Source organism: Variimorphobacter saccharofermentans (genome assembly GCF_014174405.1).
GTDB lineage: Bacteria > Bacillota > Clostridia > Lachnospirales > Lachnospiraceae > Mobilitalea > Mobilitalea saccharofermentans.
Map to the genome: position 1 here is coordinate 3,571,920 of NZ_JACEGA010000001.1, position 21,153 is coordinate 3,593,072.

A 21,153-nucleotide genomic window follows, 5' to 3' on the forward strand; every position below is an offset into this window, starting at 1 on the left:
ATATTACTTAATCGCTTTACCATCTCTTCTTCTTACTATTAACTTATTAGATTTCTTATTGTGCTTTCTAGTCTTAAGACCAAGAGCAGGTTTACCCCAAGGTGTAACAGGGCCTGGACGACCAATACCTGTCTTACCTTCACCACCACCGTGAGGATGGTCATTCGGGTTCATAACAGAACCACGTACAGTAGGTCTGATACCCATGTGACGCTTACGTCCTGCTTTACCTACATTGATAAGCTCATGATCAATATTTCCGATTTGTCCGATGGTTGCTCTACAGATGATAGGAACCATTCTCATTTCACCGCTAGGAAGACGAAGTGTAGCATATTTACCTTCCTTAGCCATAAGCTGTGCGGAATTACCTGCTGCACGAACCAACTGTCCGCCCTTGCCAGGATATAACTCAATGTTATGAATCTGAGTACCTACAGGAATGTTCTGAAGAGGTAAGCAGTTACCAACTTTAACTTCTGCTGTTTCACCATTCATAAGCTTTGTTCCTACGGTAAGACCGTAAGGAGCAATAATATATGCTTTCTCACCGTCTGCATAGTTAAGCAATGCAATGTTTGCTGTTCTGTTAGGATCGTATTCAATACTAACTACTGTTGCAGGAATACCATCTTTTCTTCTTTTAAAATCAATAATTCTATATTTTCTTCTAGATCCACCGCCCTGGTGTCTTACAGTGATCTTACCTTGATTATTACGGCCTGCTTTCTTGTTTAAAGAAACAACCAATGACTTCTCAGGCTTAGATGCTGTAATTTCTGCAAAATCAGAACCAGTCATGTGTCTTCTGGAAGGTGTATATGGGCTATATGTTTTAATTCCCATGTTTTGCACTCCTTTCAAATGATGTAACAAGAATTTGTTACTCTATTTATTCTTGTATACGTCCATTATTCTGTACGATTTTTTATAATCCTGAGAAGATTTCGATCTCAGCGCTGTCCTCAGTTAACTGAACGATAGCTTTTTTAACCTTTGAGGTCTTTCCCTCTATATTTCCACGTCTACGGGTCTTACCATCCATATTAATTGTATTTACCTTCTCAACCTTTGCTCCGGTAAACATTTTCTCTACAGCTTCCTTAATCTGATTCTTAGTAGCCTCGGGATGAACGGAAAATGTGTATTTTTTCTCACCCATAGTGCTCATACTCTTTTCAGTTACAATCGGTTTAAGGATTACATCATAATACTTTAAATCTGCCATTATGCGTACACCTCCTCGATTTGAGCTACAGCATCCTTAGTCAATACCAAGGTATCATACTTTAAGATGTCGTAAACATTAATGGAGTTTGATAATACTGTTCTTACCTTAGGAAGGTTTCTTGCAGAGAGCTGTACGTTATCATTCTTCTTATCAAGAACAACTAATGCCTTCTCTATCTTTAAATTATCAAGAACTGCCTTCATTTTCTTTGTTTTAATCTCGTCAAAGTTGATGTCATCAAGAACAAAGAATTTAGACTCATTTACTCTTGATGTTAACGCTGATTTGATTGCAAGAGCTTTTTCCTTCTTATTCATCTTAAAGGAATAATCTCTCGGCTTTGGAGCAAATACAACACCGCCGCCCTTCCATTGAGGGGATCTGGTTGAACCCTGTCTTGCATGACCGGTTCCTTTTTGTCTCCAAGGCTTTCTACCGCCACCGCTTACTTCTGCGCGGGTTTTAGCGCTCTGTGTTCCCTGACGTTTATTCGCTAACTGCTGAACAACTGCCATATGAACTAAATGTTGATTTATCTCTACTCCGAAGACTGCATCGTTGAGCTCTAGTGTTCCAACTTTCTTGCCTTCGATATTATAAACTGTTACATTTGCCATTTATGCTTCCTCCTTTCTTAAAGCTTCTAGTTTGATTTAACTGATTCTTTCAGCATTACTAAGGATTTCTTAGGTCCAGGTACTGCACCCTTAACAAGGATGAGGTTCTTATCTGCATCTACTCTTACAACTTCAAGATTTTGAACGGTAACCTTAACATTACCCATATGTCCAGGCATGTGCTTTCCTTTGAATACTCTACCAGGTGTGGTAGCAGCACCGTTGGAACCTGCATGTCTGTGATACTTGGAACCATGTTTCATCGGTCCTCTTGATAAGTTGTGTCTCTTAATAGCACCCTGGAAGCCTTTTCCCTTTGACTTTGCAGTAGCATCAATTCTGTCACCTTCTGCGAAGATGTCAACTTTGATTTCCTGACCTACTGTATAGTCAGAGGCATTCTCAAACTTGAACTCTTTAAGAAATCTTTTATTCGCAACACCTGCTTTTGCAAAGTGTCCTTTTCTTGGTTTGTTTACCAGAGTCTCTCTGATATCACCGAAACCAACTTGTACTGCAGCATAGCCATCATTCTCTACTGTCTTTATCTGTGTAACATAGAGAGGTCCTGCCTGCAATACGGTTACCGGAACAAGTACACCGTTTTCACAGAAAACCTGAGTCATTCCGATTTTTGTAGCCAAAATCGCTTTCTTCATCTTTTTACCTCCTGTTTAATCTACAGCGGATTGCCGCACGATATTGTGTAATATCGTGTTTTGTGTAGCAATCATCCTAGATGGTTATATACAATCATATATGAACCCTAAGGATTTCTTCTTAATTAATTATTATTTGATTATTCTGTCCATCCCTGTTGTCTGATTAACACACCATTTTGCGGATTATTTTGCTTTCATCTTAATGTCGATATACACACCTGCTGGCATTTCCAATCTGGATAACGCATCTACCGTCTTCTGGGTAGGTGTAATGATGTCAATCAATCTCTTGTGTGTTCTTTGCTCAAACTGCTCTCTGGAATCTTTGTATTTGTGAACCGCTCTAAGAATTGTTACAACTTCCTTCTTAGTCGGCAACGGAACCGGTCCACTCACCTTAGATCCTGTTTTCTTCACAGTATCAATAATCTTACCTGCAGATTGATCGATCAAATGATGATCATATGCCTTCAATGTGATTCTCATTACTTGACTTGCCATAAAAAAAGCCGCCTCCTTTTCGCACTTAATTTCAGTACGACAAGTGGTGACTGTACACTCGTCCGTGTGTATCTTAATGCTTCATAGGAATAATCCGGAGAACCGGACTAGCATCGATAAATTCATCATTTATCGCTCTTCTATGAAATTCCTCACACGTTTTATCTGCCCAACGGCAGAACATTATATTGTACAGTGACTTGTCGCCAGTTTCATAACTTGACCTTCGCTCCACGGAAAACCTGCCAGATTCGGCAGCAACCTCACGCTTCTACGCTATCAATGTCACAACATTGGTTATTATACACCAAGAATATTTTCATTGCAAGTACTTTTTTTATTTTATTATAATTTATAAATACGAAGAAGCGATGGGAAGGGTACTGACCGGAGGCTGGGGATATATCCGCTGCGGAGCCGCTCGCGCTTAGTTGCACTTAGTAGCGGTACGTAAGGCTCTACAGAACAGAGCCTAAGTACCGACTAGTGCAAATACTCCGCTCTGGATATATTCCCAGCCTCCGGCCAGTAACCTTCCCACCGCTTCTTCATCGTACATAAAGCTCTATAAAACAGAGCTTAAGTACCGATTGTCATTAATGCTCTGTCACCATATATATCTCCTGATCCACTGTCCAAATTTCGTTAAAACCGTATTCATGTCTGAACTCAATCTTGTATAGAACTATTATGTATAAATCACTTCAAATGAGTAGTTAAATTAATTATTACCAGTTTCTATATAAATTATGATAATATTACAATTTCACATTATTTCACCACGAAACGCTTCGAGAGACTTCTTTCCCCAATATAAATTATAATGGATAGGCAAGTATCAAATCAACTTGCCTATCCATTAATGTAATGTTCCTACTTATTGTGATTCATTTCCATTATGCCACAGTTTCCTCATGATCCAAGGATAACAGATTCTTATTCCCACGGAACAGGCAACAGCCTAACAGTCCACCTAAGGCAATACATACATATAAAAGTCCTATTCCGCTACCTTCTCCTTTACCAACAAGAATGGAAAAGAAGGCAGGAACATCATTAGGGTTACTCATAAATGGTGTAAATACCTTGTCAGCGAAAAAACCACCCAGTAGATTTCCAATGGGAATTGATGCAAATTGAAGAGTATTACGAGCGGAAAACACTCTTCCCTGCTGCTCAAGCGGTACCTTTGTTCGCATGATATATTCCACATTGGCTGTTAAAAACGGAATCAGAATATTGCCACCGAATACCGCAAGGGTCCAAACATAATAGTTTCTCCCTATTCCCAGCAAACCATTACAAAAAAGGAAGGAAAAGGACATAATGTTAAGTATCAGGGGAACCCTTTTCTTTGTCTGTGGCATTTTTGACACCAGAATACTTCCCAATATGCCACCTATGCTAACAGTACTGCTTACAATGCCCAGTTGAATATCATTATTCCCATTTCTGGACAGAACCATCGGAGCAAGATTAACGTTATAAATTGCAGCAATTAAATTGACAAATGCCATAAACATAATCAAGTTTAGAATTCCCTTCTTATTAATAAGGTACCGTATTCCAAACTTACATTGCTCCAATAGACTTTGAGCTTCCGCGTCCTTATTTGAGATATGTGGAACTCTCACTACAAATGCTAATGTAACAAAGGCAAATACAAATGTGGCCAAGTCAATTAGTACAATACACTCCATACCCAGGATTGCGTAAAGTGAAGTTGCAACAAAAGGAGCCAGAACTCCGATAAAGGAATTACAGAATGTACGTATCCCACTTGTCTTAATATAATCATCCTTTGCAACCATTGCAGAAACACTTACTTCAAAAGCTGGATTTTGAAATGAATCCATCACACCCATCATGAAGTTAATAATATAAAGATAGGAGACCTTAAGATTTCCTGTTAACAGCATAATAAATATACTTAATGAAAAAACAGCTGAAATCGTATCTGCAACCAGCATTATTATCTTCTTATTCCATCGATCGCTTATGGTACCCGAAATAAAACTTAAGAATACCTCTGGTACCAGATAGCATATTGATAACAGGGATAAGGATAGTACTGATCCGCTTTGCTTATAAGCCCATAGAATAAGTCCATAGCTCGTAAGCCTACTTCCGAATTGCGACACAAATTGTCCCATTAGGAATAAGTAGAAATTCTTTAATTCACTATTTATTTTTTCTTTAAACATTTTAACTCTACCTCTTTCAATTATTTTATATTGAAAAATGCAAAGTCAAAACCGATAGAGAGTTTCTCCATGCAAATACTATCTTATCTGACTTTGCATGGAGTTAAAACAATGCAGAGCTTCAATGTAATCGCTCCTTTCCTTTACTCATTTTGATATAATATTTTTATTGTTATTAATCTCTTCTACAACTTCTTAATTATAGGAAGAAGTTGTACTAATAATTAAATTATAACACATTACTAGAATTTGACAGAACTTAACTAATTATTTCTCCCAAGTACATACATCTTATACCCCAATAGCTACTCTCTGGGATCATATCCAACCACTGTCCATATGCCCGTTTCATCCTGTCTTACTATTTTCTTTAGATAAACATATCGTGCAATAGACTTCTCATTCTCTACTTCGATAACTGCTTCTACACCATTGTTCTCTATCAATACCATATCCTCATACAATATAGGATAGTCACCTACGATTCCTTCAGGAGATATCAATATATTAGAAAAAACATGTGCTACAAATACTGGGTCCAGTCTCCACGGAGAGTGACCTGCATCCACACTTTTTTGCTCATTTTCTTCTACTGTAAGATCAATAGGAACTTCGATTTGTGGTACTCTCTTTACGTCATTACCTGATGAATCAGGTATATATACTTCACCACTTGAGAATCCTTCTACTAATACGGATAGCTCCTCCAGCGATGCATTACCAAATACGGTATACTCCATGCCGTTCTCCTGCCAACGAATGGATTTTACATCAGTGGCATCTTGATAATTGTGTAGGATCTCAGCTGGATTATTCGCTACTTTTCCCAGTATCGCCTGGGAGTCAGGTGCAAATTTTTCCTTGATCATTCTCTGGAGAACAACAGCGGTTTTATTCGACGCTTCTTCGGAATAATATAACTTTGCCGTATTGGTTTCCAACATAACCGCTATTCCTTTCAAATGATAATTATATGGTACCTTCTTTGGAAGAACGGGATTAAAATCTAATAAATCGGCTGCCTCGTCTATAGTAGATACCGGTTGTTCTGTGTTCTGCATAACCACATCATACCCCTCCGGAATCTGATAAACCAGCAACTCATCAGGAATCTCATCCGAAAATGAAATCTCCGTGTAGGCTATCGTAATCTGTAATGCATTCTGCATAGCTGACTGTTTCTTAAGCGGGAGCTCAGTCTTTTTATCAACCCAAAGCTGATACGCGGCTCCACCATCCGGTATAACCTCTAATACAACCGTTTCTCTTCCTGAGATATTTTCTTCTTTCAACTTCTTCACAGTGACGGCGTTTTTTACATCCTTCACCTCATTATCAAGTTCAAAAGTAAAACGGTAAGGATCCGGAAATGCATCGAAGACATACAGCTTCTTCTCCTCTGGTCTGATCTGCCATTCCCTTGTCGTATCATTTACTGTGATAAAACCTTTTGAATATCCCTCAAGTTCTTTGACATAATATCTTCCATCCTCATCAGCCCATACCTCTCTTCGTGATTGAAGCGTTGTTTCTCCAAGTCCATTTTTCACGACTACTTCTACAATGCCATGATATGCTTTAACCTTTTGCATTGCTTGTTCCATTGCATATACAATATTCGTTTCCTTTCTTCCAGAAGTTATGTTAGGGTAAGAAAACAGAAGTACTGCAGCTGCAGTAGCTGCTGTAAATAGTACCGCGCGTTTGAACCAGATATACTTATGCTTATGTTTAAAATGCTTTGATCGTTGTAAATCTGAATGCATATCATCGGAGGCTTTCGTATATTGATCGGATCGAAGCGACGCAATCAATCTCATCTTAAAATCATCCTCCGGAAAAGCCGGTTCCCGTAAACTTCTAAGTCTCCTGACCGTTTCTGCCATGTCATCCATTTCGTTCGAAGAGTAACCATTATCATGCTCTTTCGGTTTTTCTTCTTTATTTAATTGATCGATATATACAGATATTCTATTCATATTGTCTTTCATCTTAATCCTCCTTTAATCAAAATAATTCTAAACATCACTTATCTTCCCTTTTCAGTATTTTAGTCAAAGCCTTTATCGCACGGAATTGAAGCACACGTACGTATCCTTCTTTTCTTTTCATTCGTTCTGCAGTCTCAGATACAGAGTATCCTTCAATAATTCGAAGAGTTAGGACCTGCTGTTGTTCCTCTGTCAGCAGTTTCATTGCTTTCTCGATTATTGCTCGTTCATGAATGAAATCCGAAAAATCTTCTTCTGCTATTTGTTCTGGCGAAACATCTTCTATATTATAGTAATATCCTCTACGTTTTTTCATTCTCCAATGGTCTCTGATTATATTCAATGCAATTGCTTTAAGATAAGCTACATTGTTACTCACCTTTACATTATTGCGTTGAAGATAAGAGATGGCTCGTACGTATGTCTCCTGTGTAATGTCCTGTGCTTCTTCTCGATTTTGGACCTTATAGTATATAAAACGATACAATTCATTCCACGTATTTGAACACAGTTTGTCTATAAAATCTGACTGATCGTTTTGATTAAATCCCATGCCTACTCCTTTCCTACTGATTTCTATTCATGCATGCTGTAATTATTGGACGTGAACTAACGATGTTGCGTAGAGATGTCTTGATGACGATAGCCAAAATTATCTTTCAAATAATATATCCCTTTAAAAAGTTTTTAGCAGGATATCATCGTTATATATAGTAAGACGCCTCCTTATATAGATTTGTTACACTAAAATATTATTATTTATCATTATTGTAAACAGAAGAAAGGTGTTAACTAAAATAAGGCTGAAGAATATTGATATGACATCTCCAAAGTAGATTTGGTTATTTACCAGCTCTACTTTGAAAGTGTCTATCAATACTCATCAGCCTTAACTTCAACTACAATATTTTATTTTTCCCATCTACCCGATGCACCACAGGGAAGTACTAATCCATTTTCCTTGACGGGTAGGCCAATCTCATCTGCAATTACCTGCCCCCCAAACTTCTTTTTCAATTCCACAGACAGCATATAGGACAGAACACCTGCCTGAAGTCCGGTGGTATAGGAGTTCAATAAGAAAAAGAGCGGGTCATCGGATAATACTTTGGTACATAGTTGTATAAACGGATGGATGTTATCTTCTATTTTCCATATCTCCCCCTTCGGTCCTCTTCCGTAAGAGGGGGGATCCATAATAATTGCATCGTATTTATTATCTCGTCTGATCTCTCTTTCTACGAATTTGACGCAATCATCAACAATATAACGAATAGGCGCATCAGCCAGACCTGATGCTACAGCATTCTCCTTGGCCCAGGTAACCATACCCTTGGACGCATCCACATGGGTAACGGCCGCTCCGGCTTTCGCTGCTGCCAGTGTTGCGCCACCTGTATATGCAAATAAATTTAATACCTTTATTTGTCTTCCTTTAACGCTATTTATTTTCTCGGAGAACCAATCCCAGTTGACTGCCTGCTCTGGAAAAAGTCCAGTATGCTTAAAACTGAAGGGTTGTAAGTTAAAGGTGAGTTCTTTATAGGATATCTTCCATTGCTTTGGCAAATCAAAGAATTCCCATTCACCTCCACCCTTTGAACTCCTGTGATAGTGGGCATTTGGCTTCTTCCAGCCCTTATGCACTTTCTTAGTATCCCAGATCACCTGAGGGTCCGGTCTTACCAATATATATTCTCCCCAACGCTCTAATTTCTCACCCTTTGAGGTATCAATCACTTCATATTCCTTCCATTCATCTGCTATCCACATAATAACTCTCTAACTCTCTTTCTTTTTTCAGAATTTTAATTCATTATAAAACACACAACAAAGAAATACAATACAAACCAGGTGCAACGAAACGCAAACGGCTCCGTGGCGGATATGATTTCTGCCACTGTCCATCGGTTTTTCGCTGTATTATTCATAATCTTTCTATCATTATTCTAACCGTATTTTAACTTGACGTTGTTGTCAATTCATACTAAACTGATAACTGTAAGAACTGATTTTGATGACCGTTTGCAAGTAGATGTTTACAAAAAGACTTGATCCTATAAATCATGCAGCGGCAACACTTTTTAATGGAGGGTTACGAACATGGGTATTTTAACAAGATTTAAAGACATTATGTCAAGCAACATCAATGCCTTATTGGATAAGGCCGAGGATCCTGAGAAGATGATTGATCAGTGCCTTAGGAATTTAAATTCCGATCTCGGCAAGGTAAAGTCAGAAACTGCTACGATTATGGCTGAAGAACAGCGAGCCAAAAGAGTACTGGATGAATGCAATGAAGAGATCGCTAAGATGCAGTCTTACGCTGTAAAAGCTTTGGAGGCCAACAACGAAGCAGATGCTCGTAAGTTCTTAGAACAGAAGGCTTCTTTATCCTCTAAATTACCAGGTCTTCAGGAAGCATATGATCTTGCACATAACAATGCAACTCACATGAGAGAGATGCATGATAAACTGGTTAATGATATTAACGAACTGGAATCTCGTAAGGATATGATTAAAGGTAAGCTTGCAGTTGCTAAGACACAAGAGCGGATTAACAAAATGGGGTCTTCAGTAGTCAGTGCGAACGACTCTATATCCAGCTTTAAAAAATATGAGGAGATGGCTGACAAAGCATTGGATAAAGCAAACGCTATGGCGGAATTAAACCGTTCCTCCTCTGAGCAAAGCATAGAAGACTTAACTAAGAAGTATGCTTCTGATACAACTGTTGATGACGAATTAGCCGCTTTAAAAGCAAGCTTAGGTAAATAATATCAAGAGGAAATGTCCGCGAATGAAAAGTACGCTCTTTCTGATTTGCGGACATTTTTCAGGTGAGGAGGAAAAGTAATGCCAACGGTAGTACATTATAAATGCCCCAATTGTGGGGCTGATATGGCATTCGATAGTAATACCGGGATGCTGCGATGCGCCAGCTGTGGCCGGACGGACAATATTGGAAAAGCAACTGGGAACCCCGATCCCTCTGATGACGATAGCATTAAGTACGAAATGGATGAAGAAGACATCCTTGCTAGAGACTCCGGCTTTGAGAATGATTATGAGGATCCTTCTGATACGGATGAACCATCACATCATTCTACCTTTCAGGGTGATGAAGCTACGGAATATCATTGTAAGAACTGTGGAGCTGTTCTAATTACGGATGCTCAGACCACTGCCACTACCTGTAGCTTTTGCGGTGCTGGTGTTGTTATTGGGGATCGTCTGACTGGAAGTCTTGCTCCAGCAAAAGTAATCCCATTCTCAATAAGCAAGGAACAGGCGCAGGAAGCATTTAAACAATGGTGTAAAAAAGGACTTCTTACTCCCCGCGATTTTATGACTGCGGACCGCATTAAAAATATAACCGGTATATATGTACCGTTCTGGCTTTACGATGTAAACGGACGAGGTGAAGCAGAGGCTACTTGTACCCGGGTTCGAACCTATACAAAAGGCGATTGGATCTATACCGAAACAAAATACTATCATGTGTATCGCAAGGTTGACCTTAATTACTCTCGTATTCCCTGTGATGCCTCTAAGAAAATGGATGACAACATGATGGATAAAATAGAACCCTTCCATTATGATAATCTAAAGGATTTTCAGATGCCTTATCTTGCAGGGTACATATCTGAAAAATATGACTTTGATGATGAGCAGATGCTGCCTCGAATCAAATCAAGAGTAAGTGATTATGTTGATAGTTATATAAGGTCTACTATTAACGGCTATAACACTGTGTCCTTCATCAGAAAGGATATAAACGTTCGTAAAAAACGTGCCGATTATACTCTGCTACCCGTATGGATGGTATGTTATGATTATCGTCAGGCTGAACATATCTTTGCTATGAACGGACAGACTGGTAAAATCGTCGGAAAGCCACCTCTCAGTAAAGGAAAAATAGCTGCTTGGTTTGCTGGAATTTCTGCCGGAAGCTTTCTAATCTTCCGTGTATTGACTATGATATTAGGAGGTGGAATGTAATGAGAAGAATTAAACTAAAAAACTTCAGTCTGATGCTTTTCCTAATCCTTTTTATCGTCTCAAATATACCGACTTTACATGTCAGTGCATCCACCGTATTTAATCAACACATCTATGATGAAGCAGATTTGTTATCCACAAGTGAACGTGATAAATTAGAAGAGATGTGTATAGAATATGGAGAAGAAGCTGGTATCGATATCCTTATACTTACTCATGATGACAGGACAGCTCCATATGCAGAAACCTATATTGAGGACTTTGAAGACCAGTATCCAGCGGGTGATCGTGTATATCTTCTCGTTGATATGTATAATCGAGTTGTGTTTATAGAAGGATACGGACTTGCAGAAACATATATTCATTCGAAACGAATTGACCAGATAATCGATGATATTACTCCAGACCTTTCAGATGGTAATTATTATGATGCCTTCGTCTCCTATATCGAGCAATCATCTGCTTATATGAAGGATGACTCCGAATTAAATTATGATCATGATTATAATTATGCAAAGCCACAATCCAGCAATCCAAATGATGCTTACTACGATGAAACCTGGCCTGGTGATTCATCCTCATCTAATGACAGTATATTATCAAATATATTGGTCCAGCTAGTCGTAGCCATGATTATCGGTGCTGTTGTAGTTGCTATTATGGCTTATAACTCTGGAGGCAAAATGACCGCCGGTAGTAATACTTATATGGACCCCAGCCAATCCGGACTGATTGGTCGTAGAGACCAATATATTAGAACACAAGTAACTCGTGTCAGAAAGCCTCAGAATAATAACTCAAACGGAGGCAAAGGTGGATTTAGTTCCGGAGGCTTTCGAGGGGGCGTTTCCAGCGGAGGAAGGTCTCATAGTTCAGGTGGCGGTCGCTTTTAAGTATTTTAACATACTGATTGTCACGATACGCTTTTATGCATAGTGAGATATTCATTTCATAATAGACTTCAGATGTTTTGCATGTTATATTTTATTTTAAACTGTATCAAAAACTAATTAAGTAGGAGGAATCCACCATGGGTTTATTTTCAAAGCAATTTGCCAATGTCGTAGAATGGCAGGAATTTCGTGAAGATATGATATTTTATAAATGGAATAATGATGAAATAAAGAAGGGAAGCCGTCTGATCATTCGCCCAGGTCAGGACGCTATCTTTCTATATAATGGTAAGATTGAGGGTATCTTTAAAGATGAAGGAGATTATGATATTGAATCCCAGATCATTCCTTTCCTATCAACACTGAAGGGCTTTAAATTCGGCTTCAATAGCGGTATCCGTGCGGAAGTACTCTTTATTAACACAAAAGAATTCATCTCTAAATGGGGAACTCAGAATGCTATTAATATTCCCGCTCCAAATATGCCAGGAGGATTACCCATCCGCGCGAATGGAACATTCACATTTAAGGTTAATGATTACGTAAAACTAATCGATAAAATTGCCGGTGTAAAACAAAGCTACCTAGTGGAGGATGTACGTCTTCGTATTGTTGCAATCCTTGACCAGCTTCTGATGAAATGGATTACAAAGGAAGGAAAGGATATGTTCAATCTTCAGGCAAATTCCTTTGATATTGCCAACGGTATTCGCTCCGATCTCGATATGCAGCTTTTTGACAGCGGATTATCTGTTAGTGGGTTTACCATTATGAGCTTCACATATCCGGAGGAGATTCAGAAAATGATTAACAAGAATGCTTCCTTTGGAATGATTGGTGATATGGGTCGTTACCAGCAGGCTGCCATGACAGAGGGTATATCCTCCGGTAAGGTACATGGCGGCGGTGTAGCTTCTGATATGGCCGGAATGATGATGGGAATCAATATGGCTAATCAAATGATGCAGAATATGAATACTCCGAATAGTCCGGCAAATAATAGTCAGACCACTCCTGGTTCCCAATCCAAACCGAACTTCTGTCCGAATTGCGGAACGAAAACGGATGGAGCCAATTTCTGTTCAAACTGTGGGCATAAACTAGTATAAAACATACTGTATAACGCAACAAGTAAGTATAAAATAACACCAGCTGGTGTATTAGCGATTAATTTATATATGCTATTACACCGGCTTTCTTTATTCCATCCTACACTCAATTCTTCCTTTTCTCCTCTATCATAAATATAAGTTCCATCGATTGTCATAATATAATATCCATCTTCCATAATATACCACAATATTCTTGACTATATTAGTACTATATAGTATTATCCTATATGAAAGGAGTGTGTATATTTGTCAAAAACAAATGGCGGGTTTTTAATATCTAAGATAAAACAGTTGCAGGACCGGATCTTTGGCAGTTTATTACGGCAATATGGGATCGATGAATTTAATGGTGCACAGGGCAGAATACTATTCGTTCTGTGGCAGGAGGACAACCTTCCCATCGTAGAATTATCACGGCGTACCTCTTTAGCTAAAACAACACTGACCAGTATGCTGGATCGTATGGAGAACAAAGGAATCCTTATAAGATCCTTTGACACTGCAGATAGGCGGCAAATTAGAATTCTACTAACAGATAAGGCAAAGGCCCTGAACGAGCAGTATAACCAAGTTTCAGAAGAAATGAACCAGCTATTTTATAAAGATTTTGAGGAACCGGAAATAACAATGTTTGAGCAATATCTACAACGAATATTAAAGAATTTAGAGGAGGAAGATAAACATGAATGAAGAACTAAAATCTGAAATCAAATCACTTATTGAGGAATCGAAAATTACATACGTATCCTCGGTAGACGCAAATGGTTTTCCAAATACGAAAGCCATGTTAACTGTATTACATGACGGAATTCAAACTCACTATTTTTCCACTAATACTTCCTCGAAACGTGTAAAGCAATTTCATGACAATCCGAAGGCATGTATTTATTTCAGCGACAACGAAAAGTTCATGGGGCTTATGCTAATTGGAACAATGGAGGTATGCAGGGATCGAAAGCATAGGGAAATGTTATGGTTTGATGGAGCCGAGATGTATTACCCAAAAGGAATAGACGATGAAGATTATTGTGTCCTTAAATTCCAAGCAGAAACAGGCAATTATTATCATGGCCTGAAAAACCATACCTTTACTATCGATGAATATAACCGCATATAAGCAAATTGAAAGGGGAGATATTAAATTGGATCTTTATACAGCGATCAATCAAAGACATACCATCCGGGACTTTCAGGATAAGGAGGTTCCAACGGATGTACTTCACAGAATCTTAAATGCCGGATTAAAGGCACCTACCAATGATCACATGCGTAACTGGGAGTTTATTGTTATTACGGATCCGGTAGAGAAGGCTAAAATTATTAGTAAAATACCAAAGAAAATATCAAAAAAGCAAGTTGAAGACTTTCTGGAACGTTGTCAAATGTCAGACACCAGCCAAAGAGCAATGTATATGGATGCCGTTCCGAAGCAATATCAAATGCTTTATTACTCAAGCGCATTGGTTCTTCCTTTATTCCGGCAGGATACACCATTGTTAAAACCGAAAACCCTTAGTGACTTAAATGCATTTGCTTCAATCTGGTGCTGTATTGATCATATCCTGCTTGCGGCTACTGCTGAGGGCTTGGGTGTTGCTCTTAGAATCCCCTTCGATAAAGAGATTAAGTATTTAAAGGAGGTCCTAGGTCATCCCGACAATTACTTCATGCCCTGTTATTTATCAATAGGTTATCCGGTAGAGAATGCATCTCTCTATAAGCAACATGAATTTGATATCAAGGAAAAGCTTCACATCAACCGTTGGTGATACTTCATCAACTCATCACAAACCTATATACCCATGTAAAACAGGCGGTTGCATAATATATAATTTCAGGGACTATGACTTACCATAATACACTGTCGGAAGAACAGATTGCTGTATTTTGTATGAATCATGCGATTATTTAGATTCACTGCGAATATTTAGATTCGCATAAGAATATATATTCGCATGAGGCATACAAAATCAGTAATCTGTCCTTCCGTCTGTGTGTGAGGTAAGTCATAGTCCCTGTTGATATATTATGCAACCGCCCCCATTGAAGCACTTATCAAACTTTAAATACTTCATCATTCATTAGTTTATTTAATCTGGCTTCTGCATCCGCCATAGTCTCACCCTTTACACCGAAATAGAACTTAATCTTTGGTTCGGTACCGGATGGTCTTACAGCACACCATGCATTGTCATTCAGGTCAAAATAAAGAACATCGGATTTTGGAAGTCCGGTTGGCGTTACTGTTCCGTTTTCCATATCAGTTATGGTATCTGCCTGATAATCTCTTAGCTTCATTACCATATAATCTCCGACCTTCTTAGGAGGGTTCTTGCGGTAATTTGCCATAATCTCTTTAATTTTCTCCATTCCCTCAATTCCCTTAAGGGTTACAGATACCAGATCCTCTTTAAAGTAACCATACTTCTTATATATATTGCTCATCTGCTCATGAAGAGTAATACCCTTGGATTTATAATAAGCTGCTGCTTCACATAATGCCATAACCGCAACAACTGCATCTTTATCTCTTGCGTGGGTTCCAACCAGGCATCCATAGCTTTCTTCATAGCCAAATACATACTCATTCGATCCTGTCTGTTCAAATAGCTTAATTTGTTCACCGATATATTTAAAACCGGTTAATACTTCAATCAATCGTGCATTATAATTCTCTGCAATTAGATCCGATATATTTCCTGTAACGATGGTCTTAATCAATGCTGCATTCTTTGGAAGTATACCCTTCTCTGCTTTTTGTGAGAATTCATACTCCGCAATTAAAGCACCGGTCATATTACCATTGAAGAGAACATAATCACCCTTTTCATCCTTTACCATGATTCCAAGACGGTCTGCATCCGGATCGGTAGCAAGTATCAAATCTGCCCCTACCTCCTTAGCCAGCTTCTGCGCAATAGTGAATACCTTGGGATCTTCAGGATTTGGATATCCCACTGTTGAGAATTCTGAATCCGGTAATTCCTGTTCCGGTACCACATATACCTGATCAAAACCAATTTCCTTAAGAATTCTTCTAACAGGAAGATTTCCTGTTCCATGTAATGGTGTGTATACGATTTTTAGCTTCTTTCCTTCTTCACTGATTGGATTTACAACGAGCTTCTTAAGCTCGGCCATATACTCGTCATCGATTTCAGAACCGATTATCGTTAAAAGGCCCTGAGCAATCGCATCTTCCTTCTTCATTGTTTTGGCTGTTGAAAAATCAGTAATGGAGTTAACCTCCTTGATTATTTCAGCATCCTTAGGAGCGGTAATCTGTGCACCATCCTCCCAGTATACCTTATAACCATTATATTCCGGAGGATTGTGACTTGCTGTAACAACGACACCTGCCATGCAGCCTAAGGTACGAACAGAAAATGATAATTCCGGCGTAGGTCTGAGCGATTCGAATAAATATGCGTGAATACCATTAGCAGCAAGACAAAGAGCGGTATCTAAAGCAAATTCCGGTGACATTCTTCTGGAATCATATGCAATCGCTACACCCATCTTCTCCCCACCATGTTTTTTAATGGTATTTGCCAGGCCTTGCGTTGCACGTCTTACTGTGTATATATTCATTCGGTTTACACCGGCTCCTAAGATACCACGAAGTCCACCGGTACCAAACTCTAGATCTTGATAAAATCTTTCCTTGATTTCATTATCATTTCCCTGCAGTGCAGTTAATTCTGCTCTGGTTGCCTCATCAAAGTATGGGTTTGTCAACCATTCGTTATATCTCTCCTTATAATCCATACCCTTTACCTCATCCTTTCAAACTATTCTGTGAATAATAATCATTTCACTTTATACTCCAAACGTCAAGTAACATAATACAATGCTTGTAATGGAAAATCAATCTTTTTTTACGATCCATACATTGTCTGAATATAACCAAAGATATCCTGTCGATTTATAAGTTAAACACTTACCTCATAATAATGCCGCACAAGATGACTTTCATTACATCGTCGTTCTTATGCGGCAAAATTATTGTTCTAACTATATCTTATAAGCTGCTTCGCGCTCATTTAAGATTTCAGATTGTGCAATGAATCCCAGCCTTTATAGACCATCGCTGTAGTCATCTTCTGAGATACCCTTCAAATTAAATTCTGTCTCGGTCCAATCACCGTCATTATGAGAATTCTCACCATAGTTAACATAAGCATCATCCATACCTGGAATACTATCTTCTCTCTGAAGACCATCTTCATCATTCGCATACTTATCTTCATCGTAAACGAAATCAGCTATTCCATCTTCCGCATCGTAACCATCATGCTCATAATTCTCATTAAAGTATCCATCATTGTAGCCGTCCTCAGAATACTCAAAGCTTTCAAACTCATCTGAGTAGCCATCTCCATCAATATCTTCAGAGAACATATACTCATCCTGAATATCCGTATCAAGCTTCACAGAACGATACCTCTTCATACCAGTACCAGCAGGTATTAATTTACCGATAATGACATTTTCCTTTAAGCCGATTAATGGATCGACTTTTCCTTTGATAGCCGCTTCTGTGAGGACCTTAGTTGTTTCCTGGAAGGATGCTGCTGACAAGAATGAGTTCGTTGCTAAGGATGCTTTTGTGATACCCAGCATTACCTGTTTACCATCTGCAGGTTCTAAGCCCTGTTCAATCATTCTCTTGTTCTCATCCTCGTATTCTAAGATATCTACTAATGTACCAGGCAAGAAGTTCGTATCTCCGTTAGATTCAATACGTACCTTCTTTAACATCTGACGTACGATTACCTCAATGTGCTTATCGTTAATTTCAACACCTTGCAGACGATATACTCTTTGAACCTCTTGGATCATATAATCCTGTACTGCACGGATACCTTTAATCTTTAAGATATCATGTGGATTAACACTACCTTCTGTAAGTTCATCACCCGCTTCAAGAACATCTCCATCCGATACTTTTATTCTGGAACCGTAAGGAATTAAATATGCTTTGGATTCCATGGTCTCATTATTTGTAACGATTACTTCACGCTTCTTCTTCGTATCCTTTATAGTTACTGTGCCACCGAACTCTGCTATAATTGCAAGGCCCTTTGGCTTTCTTGCTTCGAAGAGCTCTTCGACACGAGGAAGACCCTGTGTAATATCGTCTCCAGCCACACCACCAGTATGGAAGGTACGCATGGTAAGCTGTGTACCGGGCTCACCAATGGACTGAGCAGCAATAATACCTACTGCTTCACCTACCTGAACAGCTTCACCTGTTGCCATGTTAGCGCCATAACATTTCGCACATACTCCGATGTGTGATTTACAGGTTAAGATCGTACGGATTTTAACTTTATCAACACCAGTAGCCATAATCTTAGCTGCACGCTTTGGTGTAATCATATGATTTGCTTTTACAATCAACTCACCATTTGCATCGTATATTGATTCACAGGAATATCTTCCGGTAATTCTTTCCTCAAGGCTTTCAATTACTTCTTTTCCATCAGTAAATGCCTTAATCCACATACCCGGAATTTCTTGTCCTTCACAACAATCAACCTCACGGATAATGAGATCCTGGGATACGTCAACCAGACGACGAGTCAGGTATCCGGAGTCCGCAGTACGTAACGCGGTATCGGACAGACCCTTTCTGGCACCATGTGCCGAGATGAAGTATTCCAATACGTCAAGTCCTTCACGAAGGTTGGACTTAATCGGTAACTCAATGGTTCTGCCTGAGGTATCCGCCATCAAACCACGCATTCCGGCTAACTGCTTAATCTGCTTATCAGAACCACGGGCACCGGAGTCTGACATCATCTTAATATTGTTGAACTTATCCAAACCATTTAACAGTGTTTCTGTCAGGATCTTATCCGCTTCCTTCCAGGTCTCGATAACGGTGTTGTATCTTTCATCCTCTGTCATCCTACCACGTCTGTATTCTTTTGCTATATTCTCAATGGTTGCCTCTGCATCCTCAATTATCTGTTTCTTCGCTTCCGGTACTTCCATATCGGAAATAGAAACTGTCATAGCAGCACGTGTAGAATATTTATAACCTAGTGCTTTAACTGCATCCAATATCTCTGCTGTCTTTGTTGCGCCGTGAATATTGATGCATTTCTCAAGAATTGGCTTTAACTGTTTCTTACCAACAAGGAAGTTAATCTCAAGCTTTAAGAAATTCTCATCCAGACTACGATCAACAAAGCCTAAGTCCTGAGGAATGATTTCATTAAAAATAAAACGTCCAAGCGTAGAATCAATTGCTCTTGATTCCTCCACTCCATCCTTATTAATACCAGTTCTTCTTACACGAATCATTTCATGAAGCGTAATTGCTCCGTTTTCATAGGCAAGTATTGCTTCATTTAAATTCTTATAAAAATGGGTAATTCCCTTGTCACTCTCTCGTTCGATTGTAAGGTAGTAAATACCCAAAACCATATCCTGTGAAGGTACGGTTACCGGTGCACCATCGGAAGGCTTTAACAGGTTATTCGGAGACAGTAATAAGAAACGGCATTCTGCCTGCGCTTCTACGGACAGAGGTAAATGCACAGCCATCTGATCACCGTCGAAGTCTGCATTATATGCGGTACATACCAATGGATGAAGCTTAATTGCCTTACCTTCCACAAGTACCGGCTCAAAAGCCTGAATACCAAGTCTATGCAACGTTGGGGCACGGTTAAGCATTACCGGATGTTCCTTAATAACCTCCTCCAGAACGTCCCATACCTCGGGCTGAAGTCTTTCTACCATTTTCTTAGCTGACTTTATATTATGAGCGGTACCTCTTGCTACCAGCTCCTTCATTACAAATGGTTTGAACAATTCAATAGCCATTTCCTTCGGCAGACCACACTGATACAGCTTGAGTTCTGGTCCTACTACAATAACGGAACGTCCAGAATAGTCAACACGTTTACCAAGTAAGTTCTGGCGGAAACGTCCCTGCTTACCCTTTAACATATCGGAAAGGGATTTGAGTGCACGGTTACCAGGACCTGTTACCGGTCTACCTCTTCTACCGTTATCAATTAAAGCATCCACCGCTTCCTGAAGCATTCTCTTCTCGTTGCGCACGATAATGTCCGGTGCACCTAATTCAAGAAGTCTCTTCAGACGGTTATTACGATTAATGATTCTACGATATAAGTCATTCATATCAGAGGTTGCGAAACGTCCACCATCCAACTGTACCATAGGACGTAAGTCCGGTGGTATTACAGGAATTACGGACAGGATCATCCACTCCGGCTTATTACCGGACTCACGGAATGCTTCTACAACTTCCAGACGTTTAATAATTCTTGCACGCTTCTGACCAGTAGAATCCTTTAATCCACGTTTTAATTCCCTGGATTCCTTCTCCAGATCAATGGCCTGTAAAAGCTCCTGAATCGCTTCAGCACCCATACCGAGACGGAAGCTGTTATAACCATATTTCTCAATCGCTTCCTGTTTTTCTTTTTCGTTTAAAACCTGTTTATATTGTAAATCAGTTGTTCCTTTATCCAATACGATATAGGAAGCAAAGTATAAAACCTTCTCAAGAGTTCTGGGTGACAAGTCCAGAATAAGTCCCATACGGCTTGGGATACCTTTAAAATACCAAATATGAGACACAGGTGCAGCTAACTCAATATGTCCCATTCGTTCACGACGAACACTGGCTTTGGTTACCTCTACACCACATCTATCACAAACAACACCCTTATAACGAATCTTTTTATATTTGCCACAATGGCACTCCCAGTCCTTACTGGGTCCAAAGATTCTTTCACAGAACAATCCATCCTTCTCCGGTTTTAATGTTCTGTAATTTATTGTTTCCGGTTTTCTAACTTCTCCCTTAGACCACTCTCTGATTTTCTCTGGTGAAGCTAAACCGATTTTAATTGCGTCATAGGTTATCTCTTGCATATTACTCATAGTCTCAGACATCC

Annotated in this window: 18 protein-coding genes; 7 read left to right on the forward strand and 11 right to left on the reverse strand. The window is 39.2% G+C overall.

What is annotated here, in order from left to right; all coding sequences use genetic code 11:
- Window positions 1-3 precede the first annotated feature (3 nt).
- The 9 genes from rplB to H0486_RS15615 form a co-directional block, all read right to left on the reverse strand.
- Window positions 4-846 carry a 50S ribosomal protein L2 gene (gene rplB / locus H0486_RS15575; RefSeq protein WP_228353871.1) on the reverse strand — a complete coding sequence of 281 codons (843 nt, stop codon included), beginning with the start codon at window positions 844-846 and terminating at the stop codon, window positions 4-6.
- A gap of 82 nt (window positions 847-928) precedes the next feature.
- Window positions 929-1,228, reverse strand: a complete 300-nt coding sequence (gene rplW, locus H0486_RS15580) for a 50S ribosomal protein L23 (protein WP_228353872.1) — start codon at window positions 1,226-1,228, stop codon at window positions 929-931.
- Complete coding sequence (rplD, locus tag H0486_RS15585) at window positions 1,228-1,848, reverse strand: 50S ribosomal protein L4 (RefSeq protein ID WP_228353873.1); 621 nt, start codon at window positions 1,846-1,848, stop codon at window positions 1,228-1,230. The genes rplW and rplD overlap by 1 nt, the downstream gene beginning before the upstream one ends.
- A 26-nt stretch (window positions 1,849-1,874) precedes the next feature.
- A complete protein-coding gene (gene rplC, locus H0486_RS15590; RefSeq protein ID WP_228353874.1) occupies window positions 1,875-2,507 on the reverse strand; it encodes a 50S ribosomal protein L3 in 633 nt (210 codons plus the stop codon).
- 186 nt (window positions 2,508-2,693) lie between these two features.
- The gene (gene rpsJ, locus H0486_RS15595) at window positions 2,694-3,011 is read right to left on the reverse strand and encodes a 30S ribosomal protein S10 (protein WP_228353875.1); all 318 of its coding nucleotides are present in this window, start codon (window positions 3,009-3,011) and stop codon (window positions 2,694-2,696) included.
- An 896-nt stretch (window positions 3,012-3,907) separates the two neighbouring features.
- Window positions 3,908-5,215, reverse strand: coding sequence for an MFS transporter (locus tag H0486_RS15600; RefSeq protein WP_228353876.1), 1,308 nt, complete (start codon window positions 5,213-5,215; stop codon window positions 3,908-3,910).
- 305 nt (window positions 5,216-5,520) lie between these two features.
- Window positions 5,521-7,206, reverse strand: coding sequence for a LolA family protein (locus H0486_RS15605; protein ID WP_228353877.1), 1,686 nt, complete (start codon window positions 7,204-7,206; stop codon window positions 5,521-5,523).
- 34 nt (window positions 7,207-7,240) lie between these two features.
- The gene (locus tag H0486_RS15610) at window positions 7,241-7,759 is read right to left on the reverse strand and encodes an RNA polymerase sigma factor (RefSeq protein ID WP_228353878.1); all 519 of its coding nucleotides are present in this window, start codon (window positions 7,757-7,759) and stop codon (window positions 7,241-7,243) included.
- Window positions 7,760-8,115: 356 nt separating this feature from the next.
- Window positions 8,116-8,979, reverse strand: coding sequence for a class I SAM-dependent methyltransferase (locus H0486_RS15615; RefSeq protein ID WP_228353879.1), 864 nt, complete (start codon window positions 8,977-8,979; stop codon window positions 8,116-8,118).
- Window positions 8,980-9,309: 330 nt separating this feature from the next.
- Here H0486_RS15615 and H0486_RS15620 point away from each other — a divergent pair, with 330 nt between their 5' ends.
- From H0486_RS15620 to H0486_RS15650, 7 genes are all read left to right on the forward strand, one after another.
- Window positions 9,310-9,984, forward strand: coding sequence for a PspA/IM30 family protein (locus H0486_RS15620; RefSeq protein WP_228353880.1), 675 nt, complete (start codon window positions 9,310-9,312; stop codon window positions 9,982-9,984).
- Between the two features lie 78 nt (window positions 9,985-10,062).
- A complete protein-coding gene (locus H0486_RS15625; protein WP_228353881.1) occupies window positions 10,063-11,208 on the forward strand; it encodes a TFIIB-type zinc ribbon-containing protein in 1,146 nt (381 codons plus the stop codon).
- The gene (locus H0486_RS15630; protein ID WP_228353882.1) at window positions 11,208-12,101 is read left to right on the forward strand and encodes a TPM domain-containing protein; all 894 of its coding nucleotides are present in this window, start codon (window positions 11,208-11,210) and stop codon (window positions 12,099-12,101) included. The genes H0486_RS15625 and H0486_RS15630 overlap by 1 nt, the downstream gene beginning before the upstream one ends.
- 137 nt (window positions 12,102-12,238) lie before the next feature.
- A complete protein-coding gene (locus tag H0486_RS15635) occupies window positions 12,239-13,210 on the forward strand; it encodes an SPFH domain-containing protein (RefSeq protein WP_228353883.1) in 972 nt (323 codons plus the stop codon).
- 249 nt (window positions 13,211-13,459) lie between these two features.
- Window positions 13,460-13,903 carry a MarR family transcriptional regulator gene (locus H0486_RS15640; protein ID WP_228353884.1) on the forward strand — a complete coding sequence of 148 codons (444 nt, stop codon included), beginning with the start codon at window positions 13,460-13,462 and terminating at the stop codon, window positions 13,901-13,903.
- The gene (locus tag H0486_RS15645) at window positions 13,896-14,330 is read left to right on the forward strand and encodes a pyridoxamine 5'-phosphate oxidase family protein (protein ID WP_228353885.1); all 435 of its coding nucleotides are present in this window, start codon (window positions 13,896-13,898) and stop codon (window positions 14,328-14,330) included. The genes H0486_RS15640 and H0486_RS15645 overlap by 8 nt, the downstream gene beginning before the upstream one ends.
- 25 nt (window positions 14,331-14,355) lie before the next feature.
- Complete coding sequence (locus tag H0486_RS15650) at window positions 14,356-14,982, forward strand: nitroreductase family protein (RefSeq protein WP_228353886.1); 627 nt, start codon at window positions 14,356-14,358, stop codon at window positions 14,980-14,982.
- A 286-nt stretch (window positions 14,983-15,268) separates the two neighbouring features.
- On the opposite strand, the gene H0486_RS15655 is transcribed toward H0486_RS15650, so the two are convergent.
- Window positions 15,269-16,981: a phospho-sugar mutase gene (locus H0486_RS15655; protein ID WP_228353887.1), complete on the reverse strand. Its 1,713-nt coding sequence runs from the start codon at window positions 16,979-16,981 to the stop codon at window positions 15,269-15,271.
- 309 nt (window positions 16,982-17,290) lie between these two features.
- The gene (gene rpoC / locus H0486_RS15660) at window positions 17,291-21,151 is read right to left on the reverse strand and encodes a DNA-directed RNA polymerase subunit beta' (protein ID WP_323163555.1); all 3,861 of its coding nucleotides are present in this window, start codon (window positions 21,149-21,151) and stop codon (window positions 17,291-17,293) included.
- Window positions 21,152-21,153 lie beyond the last annotated feature (2 nt).